The organism is Serratia sp. SSNIH1 (genome assembly GCF_002935055.1).
Classification (GTDB): Bacteria; Pseudomonadota; Gammaproteobacteria; order Enterobacterales; family Enterobacteriaceae; genus Serratia; species Serratia nevei.
Genome location: NZ_CP026383.1, coordinates 3994901 through 4010440 on the forward strand (window position 1 = coordinate 3994901; position 15540 = coordinate 4010440).

At 61.0% G+C, this 15540-nt stretch carries 12 protein-coding genes; 8 read left to right on the forward strand and 4 right to left on the reverse strand.

Going from position 1 to position 15540, the window contains the following annotated elements; all coding sequences use genetic code 11:
* The first annotated feature begins 11 nt into the window (after positions 1-11).
* Entirely contained in the window at positions 12-1439 is a 1428-nt protein-coding gene (gene sbcB / locus C3F38_RS19295) for an exodeoxyribonuclease I (RefSeq protein WP_038877872.1), read from the forward strand.
* Between the two features lie 148 nt (positions 1440-1587).
* Here sbcB and C3F38_RS19300 read toward each other — a convergent pair whose 3' ends face one another.
* Complete coding sequence (locus C3F38_RS19300) at positions 1588-2955, reverse strand: APC family permease (protein ID WP_038877871.1); 1368 nt, start codon at positions 2953-2955, stop codon at positions 1588-1590.
* A gap of 535 nt (positions 2956-3490) precedes the next feature.
* Entirely contained in the window at positions 3491-4909 is a 1419-nt protein-coding gene (locus tag C3F38_RS19310; RefSeq protein WP_038877870.1) for a glutamine synthetase family protein, read from the reverse strand.
* On the opposite strand from C3F38_RS19310, the gene C3F38_RS26440 reads away from it, so the two are divergent.
* The 6 genes from C3F38_RS26440 to C3F38_RS19335 all read left to right on the forward strand — a co-directional run bounded on the left by C3F38_RS26440 (position 4823) and on the right by C3F38_RS19335 (position 11757).
* A complete protein-coding gene (locus tag C3F38_RS26440) occupies positions 4823-5107 on the forward strand; it encodes a hypothetical protein (protein WP_162215439.1) in 285 nt (94 codons plus the stop codon). The genes C3F38_RS19310 and C3F38_RS26440 overlap by 87 nt on opposite strands.
* 197 nt (positions 5108-5304) lie before the next feature.
* Positions 5305-5862 carry an HTH-type transcriptional regulator PuuR gene (gene puuR, locus C3F38_RS19315; protein WP_055317221.1) on the forward strand — a complete coding sequence of 186 codons (558 nt, stop codon included), beginning with the start codon at positions 5305-5307 and terminating at the stop codon, positions 5860-5862.
* 155 nt (positions 5863-6017) lie between these two features.
* On the forward strand, positions 6018-7529 hold the full coding sequence (locus tag C3F38_RS19320) for a sugar ABC transporter ATP-binding protein (RefSeq protein WP_055317220.1): 1512 nt from the start codon (positions 6018-6020) through the stop codon (positions 7527-7529).
* Positions 7526-8521: an ABC transporter permease gene (locus C3F38_RS19325; protein WP_038877863.1), complete on the forward strand. Its 996-nt coding sequence runs from the start codon at positions 7526-7528 to the stop codon at positions 8519-8521. Before C3F38_RS19320 ends, C3F38_RS19325 begins: the two co-directional genes overlap by 4 nt.
* A 244-nt stretch (positions 8522-8765) precedes the next feature.
* Complete coding sequence (locus tag C3F38_RS19330; protein WP_038877862.1) at positions 8766-10754, forward strand: ligand-gated channel protein; 1989 nt, start codon at positions 8766-8768, stop codon at positions 10752-10754.
* 55 nt (positions 10755-10809) lie between these two features.
* Positions 10810-11757 carry a siderophore ABC transporter substrate-binding protein gene (locus C3F38_RS19335; protein ID WP_038877861.1) on the forward strand — a complete coding sequence of 316 codons (948 nt, stop codon included), beginning with the start codon at positions 10810-10812 and terminating at the stop codon, positions 11755-11757.
* A 438-nt stretch (positions 11758-12195) separates the two neighbouring features.
* Here C3F38_RS19335 and C3F38_RS19340 read toward each other — a convergent pair whose 3' ends face one another.
* On the reverse strand, positions 12196-12984 hold the full coding sequence (locus C3F38_RS19340; protein WP_055317219.1) for an ABC transporter ATP-binding protein: 789 nt from the start codon (positions 12982-12984) through the stop codon (positions 12196-12198).
* Positions 12981-14063 carry an iron ABC transporter permease gene (locus tag C3F38_RS19345; RefSeq protein WP_038877855.1) on the reverse strand — a complete coding sequence of 361 codons (1083 nt, stop codon included), beginning with the start codon at positions 14061-14063 and terminating at the stop codon, positions 12981-12983. Before C3F38_RS19345 ends, C3F38_RS19340 begins: the two co-directional genes overlap by 4 nt.
* Before the next feature lie 364 nt (positions 14064-14427).
* Here C3F38_RS19345 and C3F38_RS19350 point away from each other — a divergent pair, with 364 nt between their 5' ends.
* Positions 14428-15528, forward strand: a complete 1101-nt coding sequence (locus tag C3F38_RS19350) for a diguanylate cyclase domain-containing protein (protein ID WP_038877854.1) — start codon at positions 14428-14430, stop codon at positions 15526-15528.
* The last annotated feature ends 12 nt before the right edge of the window (positions 15529-15540 follow it).

A 15540-nucleotide genomic window follows, 5' to 3' on the forward strand; every position in this document is an offset into this window, starting at 1 on the left:
GAGACGCGATTTTGAGCAGCAAGGCAACGGCCACATTTTACATTCACGACTATGAGACCTTCGGCAAGAGCCCGTCGCTGGACCGCCCGGCGCAGTTCGCCGGCGTGCGCACCGATATGGATTTCAACATTATCGAAGAACCGCTGGTCATCTACTGCGCCCCGGCCGACGATTACCTGCCGGAACCGGAGGCGGTGATGATCACCGGCATCACGCCGCAGGTGGCGCGCGCCAAAGGCGTTAACGAAGCCGAATTCACCCGCCAAATCCATCAGGCCTTCAGCGTGGCCGGCACCTGCATTCTCGGTTACAACAACATCCGCTTCGATGACGAAGTGAGCCGCAATATCTTCTATCGCAACTTCTACGATCCCTATGCCTACAGCTGGCAAAACGGCAACTCGCGCTGGGATCTGCTGGATGTGATGCGCGCCTGCTATGCCCTGCGCCCGGACGGCATCGTCTGGCCGGAAAACGAAGACGGCTTCCCCAGCTTCCGCCTGGAACACCTGACGCGCGCCAACGGCGTCGAGCACACGCAGGCTCACGACGCGATGTCGGACGTTTACGCCACCATCGCGATGGCCAAGCTGGTCAAGCAGGCGCAACCCCGGCTGTTCGACTTCCTATTGCAGCACCGCAACAAACACAAGCTGAACGCCCTGATCGACGTCGCCGACATGACGCCGCTGGTGCATGTCTCCGGCATGTTCGGCGCGGCGCGCGGCAACACCAGCTGGGTGTCGCCGTTGGCCTGGCACCCGGACAACAAGAACGCGGTGATCATGTGCGATCTGGCCGGCGATATGACGCCGCTGCTGACGCTGAGCGCCGAGCAGCTGCGTGAACGCCTGTATACCCGCCGCGACGACCTGGCGCCGGATCAGGCGCCGGTGCCGATCAAGCTGGTACACATCAACAAATGCCCGGTGCTGGCGCCGGCCAAAACCCTGCTGCCGGAGAACGCCGAGCGGCTGGGCATCGATCGCCAGGCCTGCCTGCAGAACCTGCAGCTGCTGAAACAGCACCCGGAAGTGCGCGAGAAAGTGGTGGCGCTGTTCGCCGAAGCCGAGCCGTTCAAAGGCTCCGACGACGTCGACGCCCGGTTGTACGACGGTTTCTTCAGCGACGCCGACAAGGCGGCAATGAGGATTATTCAGCAGACCAAGCCGCAGAACCTGCCGGCGCTGGATCTGGCCTTCAGCGACGGCCGCATGAAAGAGCTGCTGTTCCGCTTCCGCGCGCGCAACTACCCGAATACGCTGGACGATGCCGAGCAGCGCCGCTGGCTGCAGCACCGCCAGGAAGCGTTGAGCGCGGAGCGCGTGCAGAGTTACCTGCTGCAGCTCGAGTCGCTGTATAACCTGCACGAAGGCGACAAAGAGAAAACCGCCCTGCTGAAAGCGCTGTTCGATTACGGCAAAGAGTTGGTGGGGTAAAACCCGCAGCAAGCAGAAAAAGGAAAATCAATTCATTGATTTTCGGCTGATAACCACAAAAGAGGAAAAAACCGTTTTTCCTCTCTTGTCAGCACAATAAAAAGGCCGCGAATGCGGCCTTTTTGGTGGCAGAGGAGACGGCTCGCGCTTAGGCGGCGTCTTCGCTCGCTTGCGGCACCGGCAAACGGAAGCTGCGGGTGACGAAGGCCAGGTAGATCAGGCCGATAGCCGCCCAGACCAGACCCAGCGTCATCGAGCTGGCTTCCAGGTTGACCCACAGCGCGCCAACGGTCAGTGCGCCCATCACCGGCAGGATCAGGTAGTTGAACGTGTCCTTCACGGTGCGGTTCATCTTGTCGCGGATATAGAACTGCGAGATCACCGACAGGTTGACGAAGGTGAAGGCCACCAGCGCACCGAAGTTGATCAGCGCGGTCGCGGTCACCAGGTCAAACGATACCGCGGACAGCGCGATGGCACCCACCAGCAGCACGTTCAGCGCCGGGGTACGCCACTTCGGATGTACATAGCCGAAGAAGCGAGTCGGGAACACGCCGTCGCGGCCCATCACGTACATCAGACGCGAAACGCCCGCATGCGCCGCCATGCCAGACGCCAATACCGTCACGCAGGAGAACACCAGGATCACCGACTGGAAGAACTTGCCCGCCACGTACAGCATGATTTCAGGCTGCGACGCGTCAGGATCCTTGAAGCGCGAGATGTCCGGGAAGTACAGCTGCACGAAGTAAGACACCACGATAAAGATGATGCCGCCGATCAGCGCCGTCAGGAAGATGGCTTTCGGGATCACTTTCTCTGCGTCTTTGGTTTCTTCAGACAGCGAGCTGATGCCGTCGAAGCCCAGGAACGAGAAGCACAGGATGGTCGCACCGGTAATCATCGGCACCACGTGGGCGTTATCGGACCAGAACGGGCGGCTGCTGACCAGCGTACCGGCGCCTTCGCCGTGGTAAATGCCGTTGATCACCAGGCCGAGGAACACGATCATGATCGCCACCTGCACCACCACGATGATGGAGTTCAGGTTAGCCACCAGCTTGATGCCGCGCAGGTTGAAAATCGTCATCAAGCCGACCAGCACCGCCACGAAGATCCAGGACGGGACGCCCGGGAAAATCGCTTCCAGGTAAATCTTGGCCAGCAAGATGTTGATCATCGGCATGAACAGGTAGTCCAGCAGCGATGACCAGCCCACCATAAAGCCGACGTGCGGGCTGATGGCTTTCTGGGCGTAAGTGTAGGCAGAACCGGCGGAAGGGAACTTCTTCACCAGCTTGCCGTAGCTCAGGGCGGTAAACAGGATCGCCAGCAGAGCGAAGGCGTACGCGGTCGCGACGTGACCATCGGTCAGGCCGGATACGATGCCGAAGGTATCGAAGATGGTCATTGGCTGCAGATAAGCCAGGCCCATCATCACTACCGGAACCAAAGTCAGGGTTTTGCGCAGCTGAGTGCGCTGAGCCGGAGCGGCGTTGAGGGTATTATCGGACATTGTTCAGCCCCCCCTTACCTTGAGCCTTGCGGATGGCGGACACGCCAAGACTTAAGGTTGCGGGGAAACTTCGCAACGAGCGACTTAATTCTAAAAGAAGGGGGTTGTAAGCTGGATAACGGGTCGAGGAAACCTCGGCTGCTCCATAGTCGCTGCGGCCACAGCGGAAACCGGCGGGCACCGGTGCTAAAGTGAAAAATTGCCCCATCTTTCTAATCCTCATGAGTCACGACCATAAAGTTTTGTTTGATCGTGCACGAAACTATTTATCTATCCGGATCGGTGTCCGGCCTCGCTTGGTGTATGAAACGCTACGTTGGTAAAACTTAATGCAAAAAAAATAACCGACGCTTTCAAAACGTCGGCTATCTGCATTTGAGATATTTTGCACCAGAATGCCTCCGGATGACAAGATCCGGAAGCCCTCAAATACAAATTCTTTTTGTCGATCGAACGGAAAACCAGCCCGGCAGGCGAATTAATCCGCTACCGGCAGGCCGGTCGCCCGCACATACTTCTTACTTTATACGCCCATTCAGGCATTTTTCAACATCCAGTCGATCTCGGTTTCCGTCACCCGCCGTTCAAACTGCAGCAGTTCGTCCGTCTTGCAGGCGTGATAAACCTGGGTAAAACGCTCGCCCAGATAATGGGTCAGCGCGTGCTGGTGTTCGAACTCGTACAATGCGTCGCTCTGGCGGATCGGCAACGGCAGCCCCTCCTGCTCCAGCCCATTGCCGGTCACCGGCTCGGGCAGCGGCAGCGCGTTGTCCAGCCCGTACAGCATGCCGGCCAGGATCGCCGCCATCACCAGATAGGGATTGGCGTCGGCGCCGGCGACGCGGTACTCCACCCGGTGGTTCTCCGGTTCGCCGCAGGGAATGCGCAGCGCCACGGTGCGGTTGTTGTGGCCCCAGGCGGCCTGGATCGGCACATACATCCCCGGCTGGAAGCGCCGGTAGGCGTTGACGTTCGGCGCCAGCAGCGCCATCGACGCCGGCATCAGGGTGATCATCCCGGCCAATGCCTGTTTCAATAGCGGTGAATCCTCGCCTTCGGCGTCGACGAACAGGTTGTTGCCCGCCCCGTCCTGCATACTGACGTGCACGTGCATGCCGCTGCCGGCGTAATCCTCATAGGGTTTGGCCATAAAGGTGGCGTGCATGTCGTGGTTCTCGGCCACCAGCCGCACCAGCCGCTTCAGCGCCAGCGCGTGGTCGCAGGCCAGCAAGATATCGTCGGTATGACGCAGGTTGACCTCGAACTGCCCCGGCGACGCCTCCGCCACCGCACCGTCCGCCGGCAGCCCCTGCAGCTTCGCCAGCGCGTCGATGTCGTTCAGCACCTCGGCGAAATGGTTCAGGTTATCGACGGAATACACCTGGCTTTGGGTGTTGCGCTCCTGGGTGCCGGGCGCGCATGGCGGCTGCAAATCGCCCTCCGCGTCGCGCTGCCGATCGATGAGATAAAACTCCAGCTCTACCGCTGCCACCGGGAACAAGCCGCGCTGTCGCAGCGCCTGCCACACGCGGTTCAGCACATTGCGGGGTTCAACGTCAAAGGGAGTGCCATCTTCATCCAGCATGGTCAGCAGCACCTGGCCGATATGCTCGGGATCGGCGGCCGACGGCGTCAGCGAGCCGGGTACCGGCAGGCATACGCGGTCCGGTTCGCCGAGCTCCTGCCCAAGACCGGTTTCCTCCACCACGTTGCCGAGGATGTCCATGGCGAACACCGATGCGGGGAAGTAGCTGCCTTTTTCCAGTTTTTTCAACCCTGAGACGGGTATGCGTTTGCCGCGGAAGGAACCATTGAGATCGGTGAGAAGGATATCGACATACTGCGTGGCGGGATGGCGTTCCAAATAATGAGCAACCTCATTTTGGAACGCGCTACTTCGCCTCTCTTCATGATGCTGTGCAAAATGTTCAACTGCTGCGCTATTGGTTTGCATACGTCACCCGCCATTATGCTCTTAAGGCGCGTTGGCGCCCGTCCGCCGTTCGATTCAACACATGATTGGATTTCTCGCCAGGCTGCGCCGCTGCTGGGCGCTCAAAATAACATCCACAATATGAAACATAGCCTTAACAGAATAGGTTTGCAAATGTTACAATCCTGTTTGATTATTCGCCACCGGCTGCTAAATTGATAAAATATTGACCGAAAAGGCCTTGCTGTCCTTTTTGCGTCAACTATTTCGTCCAACGCACCGAGAGTGAACATGGGCAATATATTTTCCAAACCTGCCCTAACTACCGATATCATGCAGCATCGTTATCGCCCAGACAGGCGCCCGATAGCGATATTCATGTCTGCCTGTCGCCCCTACCAGAAGGAAGTACCGCTATGAGCGAAGCCAGCTTGGCACCGGGCAAACGCCTGTCGCAGATCCGTCAGCAATTGGGTTTGTCGCAGCGCCGGGTCGCCGAACTGTCCGGGTTAACCCACAGTGCGATCAGCACCATCGAACAGGACAAGGTCAGCCCGGCCATCAGCACGCTGCAAAAGCTGCTGAAGGTGTATGGCCTGTCGCTGTCGGAATTCTTTGCCGAACCGGAAGCCGCCGACGAACCGCGCGTGGTGATCGACGCCGAGGACCTGATTGAGATCGGCAGCCAGGGGGTGTCGATGAAGCTGGTGCACAACGGCAGCCCGACGCGCAACCTGGCGATGATGCTGGAAACCTACCAGCCCGGCACCACCACCGGCGAAAAGATCAAGCACCAGGGCGAAGAGATCGGCACCCTGCTGGAAGGCGAGATCGTGCTGACCATCAACGGCCAGAGCTACTGCCTGAGCGCCGGTCAGAGCTACGCCATCAACACCGGCATTCCGCACAGCTTCAGCAATACGTCGGCGCGCATCTGCCGCATCGTCAGCGCACACACCCCCACCACCTTCTGACCGCTTCTCGCACCGGCGCAGCCTGACGCGGGTTGCGCCCCTGTCCACCCACGCTTTTCATCGCCGTTATGCCATTTTGTTGGTTGCCAACGGCGCAATCTGTGTTACAACAGAGCAAAACAGCCATCTAAACATCTAAACGGCCTTACTACGCAATGTCAACCGCAACGCCTTCGCGCCTCGAGATGCGCAATATCTCGATCGCCTTCGCCGGCTTCAACGCGCTGCAAGACGTGGACTTCACGCTGCAGGGCGGCTCAATTCATGCGCTGGTCGGCGCCAACGGCGCGGGCAAGTCGACGCTGATGGCGATCCTCTCCGGCGCCCACGATCACTACCGCGGCGAGATCCTGATCGACGGCCGGGCGGTGGAAATTCATTCCCCGCTGCAGGCGCGCCGCCACGGCATCCACGTGGTGCAGCAAGAGGTGGACGTCGCGCTGATCCCCACGCTGTCGGTGGCGGAAAACATCATGCTGGACTGGCTGAACGAACCGGGCCACTGGCTGAACTGGGCGGAGCTGCACCGCCGCGCCGCGCAGCTGCTGCAGCAATGGGCGCTGCCGCTCAACCCGCGCAGACGTCTGGCGGACTGCACGTTGGCGGAAAAACAGCAGGTGCTGCTGGCGCGCGCGCTGTCGCACCGCTGCCGTTTTCTGGTGCTCGATGAACCGACCGCGCCGCTCGATCGCGCCGAGAGCGAGCGCCTGTTTAACGTGGTGCGCCGCCTGCAATCCGAAGGCATCGGCATCGTGTTTATTTCCCACCGCATCCACGAACTGAGCGACATTTGCGATCGGCTGACGGTGCTGCGCGACGGCCGCCGCGTCAGCGAAGACGCCATGCGCGGCCTCGGCGGCGAACAGATCGTCGAGAAAATGCTTGGCCACCGGCTGGACGACATTTTCCCGCCGCCGCGCCCGCCCCACCCTGAGCGAACGCTGCTGCAGGTGCAAGGCTTGCGCGATCGCCATAAGCTGCGCGACGTTTCGCTGCGGCTGCATGAGGGCGAGATCCTCGGCATCGCCGGGCTGGCCGGGGCCGGGAAAAGCGAGCTGTGCAAGGCATTGTTCGGCGCCGGCGCCGCGCAGCTGGAACGCGGCGAACTGCGCGGGCAGCCCTGGGCGCCGCGTGCGCCGCATCTGTCGGTCGAACAGGGGCTGGCGCTGGTGCCGGAAGAACGCCGCAAAGAAGGCATTTTTATCGATGAGGCGATCCCGATGAACCTGAGCGTCAGCGCCGATAACAGCTTCTCGCGCTGGAGCCTGTTCAGCCGGCGGCAAGAGCTGCGCTGGGCGCGCGAGATCATGCAGCGTCTGAACATTCGCGCCTCCGGCCCGCAACAGCGGCTGGCGCGCCTGTCCGGCGGCAATCAGCAAAAAGTGGCGATCGGCAAGTGGCTGCGCGGCGACGCCGACGTGCTGATCTTCGATGAACCGACCAAGGGCGTGGACATCAAGGCCAAGCAAGAGCTGTTTGGCCTGATCGACAGCCTGGCGCGCGCCGGCAAAGGCGTGATTTACGCCTCCGGCGAGTTCGCCGAGCTGGTTGGTCTGTGCGATCGCATCTGCGTGCTGTGGGACGGCCGCATCGTGGCGGAGCTGAACGCCGCCGACATCGACGAAGAAACCTTATTGCTCTATTCCACCGGAGGAACCCCTGCGTGAGTAAAGAATTAGCCCTGCGGCCTGCGCTGCCCTGGCGCCAACAGCTGTTCGATTTCCTCTACAAATGGGGCATGTTGCTGACCGTGGCGGCGCTGATCGCCCTGTTCGGCCTGGTGTCGGACAACTTTCTCGATGCCAACAACATCATCAATATCCTGCGTTCGATCGCCATCGTGACGGTGATCGCCATCGGCGTCTCTATCTCGCTGTCGGTCGGCGGTTTCGATCTGTCGGTCGGCTCGACCGCCTCGTTGGCCAACGCGCTGGTGATTTCGCTTTTCGTCTGGCACGGGTTCGGCACCACCGGCGCCATCGTGGTAACGCTGCTGCTGTGCACGCTGGTCGGCCTATTCAACGCCCTGCTGATCGTGGTGTTCAGAATTCCCGATATGCTGGCGACGCTGGCCAGCCTGTTCGTGATCCAGGGCGTGGCGATGACCTACAGCTACGGCGGATCCATCACCCAAAACATGGTGCTGCCGAATGGCGACATGGCGGAAGGCCTGATCCCGGAGGTGTTTTCCGCCCTCGGCCAGGTGCCGGTGATCGTGCTGATCATGCTGGCGGTCACCGTGGCGGTGCAGCTGTTCCTGTCGTTGACCAAGCATGGCCGCCGCATGTATGCCATCGGCGGCAACCCCGAAGCGGCGCGTCTTTCGGGCATCCGCACCGTGCGTTACAGGGTTGCCGCTTACGTTATTTCTTCTTGGCTGGCGGCGCTTGGCGGCATCTTGCTGGCGTCACGTATCGGCTCTTCGCAGGTCAACGCCGGCGGCGGTTATCTGATGGATGCGGTGGCGGCGGCCTATATCGGCTTCTCGCTGGCCGGGGCCGGTAAACCCAATGCGCTCGGCACCCTGATCGGCGCGGTGCTCCTCGGCGTGCTGCAAAATGGCCTGGTGATGCTGTCGGTGCCCTACTACGCCATGGACATTATCAAAGGCCTGGTGCTGGCGCTGGCGCTGGCCATCACCTACATCCAGAAACGCTGATCCTCCCCGGCGCACATCCGCTGCGCCGGTTTTCCCTTTAATTCATCCGGTTACTCTTTCTCACCAGCAGAACAAGCATACAAATGATATGAATTATCATTAGCGTTTACATTCAGAAAAAAATCCTTACAATACCCTCACGCAACGCTGATGAAGCACCGGAACTCTCAGCGAACTATGAATAATTTCTTTAGAAATTCAATTGGTTAATTACTTTCACTTCAATCCAGGAAAGGTTTACCTCATGGAAACGCCACGTTACAGCAAGCTCGCCGCTCTGGTGATCGCCTCGCTCAGCGCCACCGCCGCACTGGCCGCGCCGCAGGACGATACCCAGGACACCATGGTCGTCACCGCCTCCGGCTTTCAGCAAAAAATTCAGGACTCCGCCGCTTCCATCTCGGTGATCCCGCGCCAGCAAATTGAAGACAAAGCCTATCGCGACGTGACCGACGCGCTGAAAGACGTGCCGGGCGTGGTGGTCACCGGCGGCGCCAGCAGCAGTGACATCAGCATCCGCGGCATGTCCTCCAAGTACACGCTGATCCTGGTGGACGGCAAGCGCGTCGACACCCGCGGTACCCGTCCGAACAGCGACAACGCCGGCATCGAGCAGGGCTGGCTGCCGCCGATGGAAGCCATCGAGCGTATCGAAGTGGTGCGCGGGCCGATGTCTTCGCTGTACGGTTCCGACGCCATGGGCGGCGTGATCAACGTCATCACCCGCAAGACCTCCCGCACCGAGTGGAAAGGCTCGCTGCACGGCGACGCCACCCTTCAGGAAAACCGCGATTCCGGCGATCTGTTCCAGACTAACGCCTACGCCTCCGGCCCGCTGATTGAAGGCCTGCTCGGCGTGCGGGTTAACGGCCTGCTGTCGCGCCGCGCGGAAGATAAAATCGTCAACGGTTACAATGAACAGCGCATGCGCAGCGGCACCGCGGTGTTTACTCTGACGCCGGACGAGAAAAACGAATTCGACTTCGAAATCGGCCGCTCGCTGCAGGATCGCAACAGCACGCCGGGCAAATCGGTGGTGGCGGAACGCTGCAGCAAAGGCAAATGCACGCCAACGTCGCGCAGCGAAAGCCTGTATACGCGCACCAACTACGCGCTGACCCACAACGGCTATTACGACTTCGGCAACTCAACCAGCTACGTTCAGCGGGAAGAGACCAACAACCCAGGCCGCAATATGAAGATGTACAACACCATCTTCAACACCCAGAACCAGTTCGAGCTGGGCTCGCATATGCTGAACCTCGGCGGCCAGTATCGCTATGAAAAACTGAGCGATGGCGGCAACCAGCTTGAATCCGCAAAAGACGTCAACCAGCTGACGCGCTGGAGCTGGGCGCTGTTCGCCGAAGACGAGTGGGCATTGACCAACGACTTCAGTCTGACGACCGGCATCCGCATGGATCAGGACGAAAACTTTGGCAGCCACTGGACGCCGCGCATGTACGGGGTCTGGCACCTGACCGAACAGTGGACGCTGAAAGGCGGCGTCTCCGCCGGTTACAAATCGCCGGACCTGCGCCAATCCTCCGCCAACTGGGGTCAGGTTACCGGCGGCGGCGTGCGTAAAGGCATCATCGTCGGCAATCCGGATCTACAGCCGGAGAAGAGCCTGAGCGAAGAGATCGGCCTGATGTGGGATAGCCTGAAAGGCATCAACGCCGGGGTGACGGTCTTCAACACCGACTTCAAGAACAAGATCACCGAAGTGCGCCGCTGCGAAGACACGCCGGACTGTAAGATCGGCAACGATCTCTACGACTTTATCAGCGATCGCGTCAACGTCGACAAAGCCAATATGCGCGGTGTAGAAGCCACCTTCGGCTGGCAGATCAACAAAGACTGGAAGTGGAACACCAACTACACCTACACCGCTTCCGAGCAGAAGAGCGGCGAGTTCCAGGGCAAAGCGCTTAACCAGATGCCGAAGCACATGGTCAACACCGTGCTGGACTGGCGCGCCACGCAGGACCTCAGCCTGTGGTCGCGCGTTAACTTCCGCAGCAAAACGTCGGAATACCTGAGCCGCACCTCGATGGCCAAGAGCACGCCGTCCTACACCTTCGTCGATGCGGGCCTGAGCTACCAGGCGGCGAAAAATCTGCAGCTGACCGGCGGGGTCTACAACATCCTCGACAAGACCGTGGATTACGATCACTACCGCACCACGCTGGACGGCCGCCGTTACACCGTCGGCATGACCTACAACTTCTGATGCCCCCGGGCGCGCGCTGCGCGCCCTTTTCATTCCATCACCGTGAGGAAGCTCCATGAGATTACGCCGCTCCCCCCTGATGATCGCCCTGCTGGCCGCGATGGCGCTGGCGGGTTGCCACAGCAAAACCGACGCGCCGGTGGCTCCGGCCACCGTCAACGTCCAGCACCTGAACGGCAGCACCGAGGTGAAAAAACACCCGCAGCGCATCGTGGTGCTGGATTACGCCTCGCTTGAAACGCTGCAGCTGCTGGGCGTCGAGCCGCTGGCGCTGCCCGGCAATCGCAAGAACTTGCCGGATAGCCTGAAGCGCTATCAGGATGACAAATACCTCAATGCCGGCACCCTGTTCGAGCCGGATATGGCCGTGTTGCGCGCCGCCAAGCCGGATCTGATCCTGATCGCCGGCCGGGCGTCCAAAGCCTATGACGAGCTGAACGCGCTGGCGCCGACGCTGAACATGTCCGTCGATCCGCAGGATCAGCTGGGCAGCCTGAAACAGCGCACGCTGCAGCTGGGCGAGCTGTTCGATAAGCAGCAGCAGGCGCAGGCGGCGGTCGATAAGCTGGATGCGCAGATCGCGGCGGTCAAACCGCAGGCAGCCCAAGCCGGGCGCGGGCTGGTGGTGCTGTTCTCCGGCGGTAAGATCAGCGCCTACGCCCCCAAGAGCCGTTTCAGCTTCGTCTATGACGCCCTCGGCTTCTCGTCTGCCCTGCAGTCCGACGAAAAAGACGTGCGCGGCAACAAGCTGACGCCTGAGCAGGTGGCCAAACTGAATCCGGACTGGCTGTTCGTTATCGACAGAGACGCCGCGACCGGACGGCCAAACGCGGTAGCACCGCAGAAGATCCTTACCGGCACCGCGCTGAAGAAAACCACGGCGGTGAAAAAAGGCCAGGTGGTTTACCTGCCGGCGGCCGAGGTGTATCTGTCCGGCGGCATCGTCACCGCCCAACACGTCGTCGAACGCGTGAGCGAGGCGCTGAACCACACTGCGCGATAAAGAAAGCCCGGCGATGCCGCTCACTTAAGCCTGAGTGGCATTTTTTATCCAGCCTCTTTACGTGACGTGCAGGATAAATTGCCGTAAATACCCCGAATTTCTCTGTTATTGCAATGAACGGCAATTGGAGGGGCCGAAGGCGCGGCCCCTCCCCCCGCGCCCTTGCTTAACACCGTCTGTCCGCTGTGCGGAAATTACTCGGCCCATCCTGGGCCTCGCCCCTTCGAGGCCCAGGGATGGGCTGAGTAACGTTGGCAAAGCCAACCGTCTGATAGGGCAAAGGCGCGGGTTGCCAGGGGCCGCGCCTTCGGCCCCTGGCTCGGTCGAGGTGCAGAAGCTTCATGATGCACCTCTCATTTATCGACCGAAAACTGCACAAATACGTTCAGAAAAACGCTAACTAACCAGCATTACGGCGATGCCGGGGTTTTTCTTGCGTTAAATGGTCGGCTGGTTCACCAGGCCGTCTATCAGCACCTGCGACGTGCCCTGCGAGCAGCGTTCGATGCGCCCGCGCACGCCGTAGACCCGCGCCAGGCTCTGCGGCGTAATCACCTGCTCCGGCGCACCGTCGGCGATCAGATCGCCATCCTGCAGCATCAGCACGTGGTCGCCGTGGCGCAGCGCGATGTTGATGTCGTGCACTACCACCACCGTCACGATATTGCGCTTGCGGGTTTCACGGCGCACCAAATCCATCACGTGGAACTGATAGTTGAGATCGAGCGCGCTCAGCGGCTCATCCAGCAGCAGCAGCGAGGGCTGACGGATCAGCGACTGCGCCAATCCCACCAGCTGTTTCTGGCCGCCGGACAGTTGATCGAGGTAGCTCAGCGCCAGGTGCGCGATGCCCAACTGCTCCAGCAGGGCCATCACTTCCGCTTCGCTGCCGGCGTTGCTGCGGCCGCCCGAGGCGCGCTGCGCCACGATGATCGACTCCAGCACGTGCAGATGCACCCCGGCGGGCAGCGACTGCGGCAGATAGACCACTTTCTCCGCCCGACGGGCGAACGGCATCTGCATCAGATCGCCGTCGTCCAGCCACAGCTTGCCCTGCGCCGGGTTCAGCCCGGCCAGCGAGCGCAGCAGCGTTGATTTGCCGCTGCCGTTCGGCCCCAGCAGCACGGTAATTTGCCCGCGTGGCAGCATCGGCACCGAGAGATCGTCGATCACCGGGCGCTTCGGGTAGCCCGCCGAGAAGTTTTCTATTCGTAAGCCCTGGATCATACGTTCCCCCGATGGCGCAGAATAATGCTCAGGAAGAACGGCACCCCGACCAGCGACGTGACGATGCCCACCGGAATGATCACCCCGGGCACCAGATTTTTCGACGCCACCGAGGCCATCGACAGCACCAGTGCGCCAATCAGCGCGCTGGCCGGCAGATAGAAACGGTGATCTTCGCCGAAGATCATGCGTGCGATGTGCGGCGCCACCAGGCCGATAAAGCCGATCGGCCCGACGAAGGCCACCGCCAGCGCCGAGAGAATGCTGATGCGCAGCAGCGTGGTCAGCCGCAGACGGCGCACGTCGATGCCGAAGCTCACGGCCCGGTCTTCACCCAGACGCAGCGCGGTCAGTTTCCACGAGCTCATCATCGACAGCGGCAGCAGCACGGCGAATACGCCGAACAGGATGCCCAGCTTGTCCCACGAGGCGCGCGCCAGGCTGCCCATGGTCCAGAACACCAGCCCCTGCAGCGTGTCCTCGCTGGCGATGAACTGCATCATCGATACCAGCGCGTTGAAGGTAAACACCAGCGCGATGCCGAACAGCACCACGCCGGAGGTGGCAACCCGCGTCCAGCGCGTGATGCCGTCGAGCATCAGCGCGGCGAACAGCGCAAAGATAAAGGCGTTGGCGGAGATGAACCACTGATCGGGAATGCCCGGAATGCCGATGCCGAGCACGATCGCCAGCGCGGCGCCAAAGGCCGCGGCGGAAGACACGCCGAGGGTAAAGGGGCTGGCCAGCGGGTTATTCAGGATGGTCTGCATTTCCGCCCCGGCCAGGCCAAGCGCAAAGCCCACCACCACCGCCATCAGCGCGTAAGGCAAGCGGATGTCCCAGACGATCACCCGCGTGCCGGCATCGGCCGCGGCGGGATCGAGCAGCGTTTGCCATAAGGACGACAGCGACAGCCCGGACGGCCCCATGGTGAAATCCAGCAGCAGCGAGCCCAGGATTGCCAGTGCCAACGCGCCCATCATCAACAGGCGATGGCGAAGAATATGCTGATAACGCCCCATCACGCCGGCGTCGGGTTGCCCCTTGGCTTCAGTCGTGGGATCGGTGGATACGCTCATTAGTTAGGATACCTGTTACAACCATCATGACAGCGGCGCGAAAGCGTCCGCCGTAAACCGGAAAGCGCGCGGCGACAGCTTGCGCTCAGCCGTCAACAATAAAGCAAACGATAATACTTATCAATCATATCAATAGGTGAAAACGGCGTTATGAAAATGTAATAAATTGTTTTCTATCGCCATTTTTCATCCCCTCGCCTTTACCCCGCCAACGGCCATTAGGTTCATTATTCTGAAAGTTATTCCTGATCCGACCAGACTCTGACAAATAACGAAAAAACCACTTAGAATCCAAAACCACAGCACCGCGCGTGCAAAAAACCTTCAGGCCGCCGCAAGAGCGGCCTTTATTGACGAGGCTGTAATGAGAAGTCCATCTCCGGCGGTAACGCCCAAACGCCCGGCGCTGCTGAACTGGCTGTTGTACAGCCCGCTGCACGCCGACGACGAGCCGTTTCAACGCCAGCTGCGGCTCACGCTGACGCCCTCTCCCCTCACCCCCTGGCTGAATGCCGTAGGGCCGGCGGCGCTGTTGGTGGGGTACGCCTGGCTGAACCAGCGGCTGGTCGGCATCGGTTTGCTGCTGCTGCTGTTGCTGTTAACCGCCGGACGCGCCGGGTTGGCGCAGCGGCGCCAACCCGCCTGGCCGGACGCCATGCTGGTGACGGTGCTGCTGTGGATGCTGCTGGTCGGCGCCAGCGCCGCGCTGGCGATGCTGTCAGGCCGCTTCGTTTTAATCCTGTTCGCCGGGCTGACGATCACCGCTCTGGCCTGCTGGCTGATGCAGCGCCACGCCGCCGCGCCGCGCTTCGCGCTGCTTGAGGTGATTGCGTTGACGCTGCCCTACCTGCTGGCGGCGCCACTGTCGCGCGTGCAAAACCTGTTTGTCCTGGCGGACCTCGCGCCGCTGTGGCTGGTGCTGGCCCATGGCATGATCGCTCGCTACCATCGCCAGCGGGTACAGCACGTCACGCTGGCTTGGGAGAAGCAGCAGGCGTCGCACCGCGATCGCCTGACCGGCTTCCTCAACCGAGCGGGCGGCGAGGTGGTGATGCGCAGCATCTGCCGCCCCGCAGCGGCGCAGACGATCTCCCACCTGTTCATTCTTGAGTTCGGTCCGCTGGCTGCGCTCTACCAAAGCCACGGCGTCCAGATTGGCGATGACGTGCTGCGCACCGTCGGCGAGCGCCTCAAGACGCTGATCCGCCCCAGCGACTATGTCTGCCGCTATACCGGCGGCCTGTTTTTGATACTGGTGCACGATCTGCCCTACGGCGCGGAAAGCGAGTTCCTGGCGCGCATCGTGCCGCCGCTGGAGGCGCCCTACGATTTTGGCGCGTTCGGCGAGGTGAACATGCAGCTCAACGCCGGCATTTTGGCGCTGACGCAGGATTATGCGACGGTGGAAGATTTGATGAGCTCGGCGCAGCAGGCGCTGGCTGAAGCCAAAGGCGGGAAAAAGTAAAACCACACGCGG

Excerpts from the sequence above, each read along its gene's own strand:
- C3F38_RS19335 (WP_038877861.1), top strand. The coding sequence starts at position 10,810 with ATGAGATTACGCCGCTCCCCCCTGATGATCGCCCTGCTGGCCGCGATG.
- C3F38_RS19350 (WP_038877854.1), top strand. The coding sequence starts at position 14,428 with ATGAGAAGTCCATCTCCGGCGGTAACGCCCAAACGCCCGGCGCTGCTG.
- puuR (WP_055317221.1), top strand. The coding sequence starts at position 5,305 with ATGAGCGAAGCCAGCTTGGCACCGGGCAAACGCCTGTCGCAGATCCGT.
- C3F38_RS19310 (WP_038877870.1), bottom strand. The coding sequence starts at position 4,909 with ATGCAAACCAATAGCGCAGCAGTTGAACATTTTGCACAGCATCATGAA.
- C3F38_RS19300 (WP_038877871.1), bottom strand. The coding sequence starts at position 2,955 with ATGTCCGATAATACCCTCAACGCCGCTCCGGCTCAGCGCACTCAGCTG.
- C3F38_RS19340 (WP_055317219.1), bottom strand. The coding sequence starts at position 12,984 with ATGATCCAGGGCTTACGAATAGAAAACTTCTCGGCGGGCTACCCGAAG.
- C3F38_RS26440 (WP_162215439.1), top strand. The coding sequence starts at position 4,823 with ATGAGCAACCTCATTTTGGAACGCGCTACTTCGCCTCTCTTCATGATG.
- C3F38_RS19330 (WP_038877862.1), top strand. The coding sequence starts at position 8,766 with ATGGAAACGCCACGTTACAGCAAGCTCGCCGCTCTGGTGATCGCCTCG.
- C3F38_RS19320 (WP_055317220.1), top strand. The coding sequence starts at position 6,018 with ATGTCAACCGCAACGCCTTCGCGCCTCGAGATGCGCAATATCTCGATC.
- C3F38_RS19345 (WP_038877855.1), bottom strand. The coding sequence starts at position 14,063 with ATGAGCGTATCCACCGATCCCACGACTGAAGCCAAGGGGCAACCCGAC.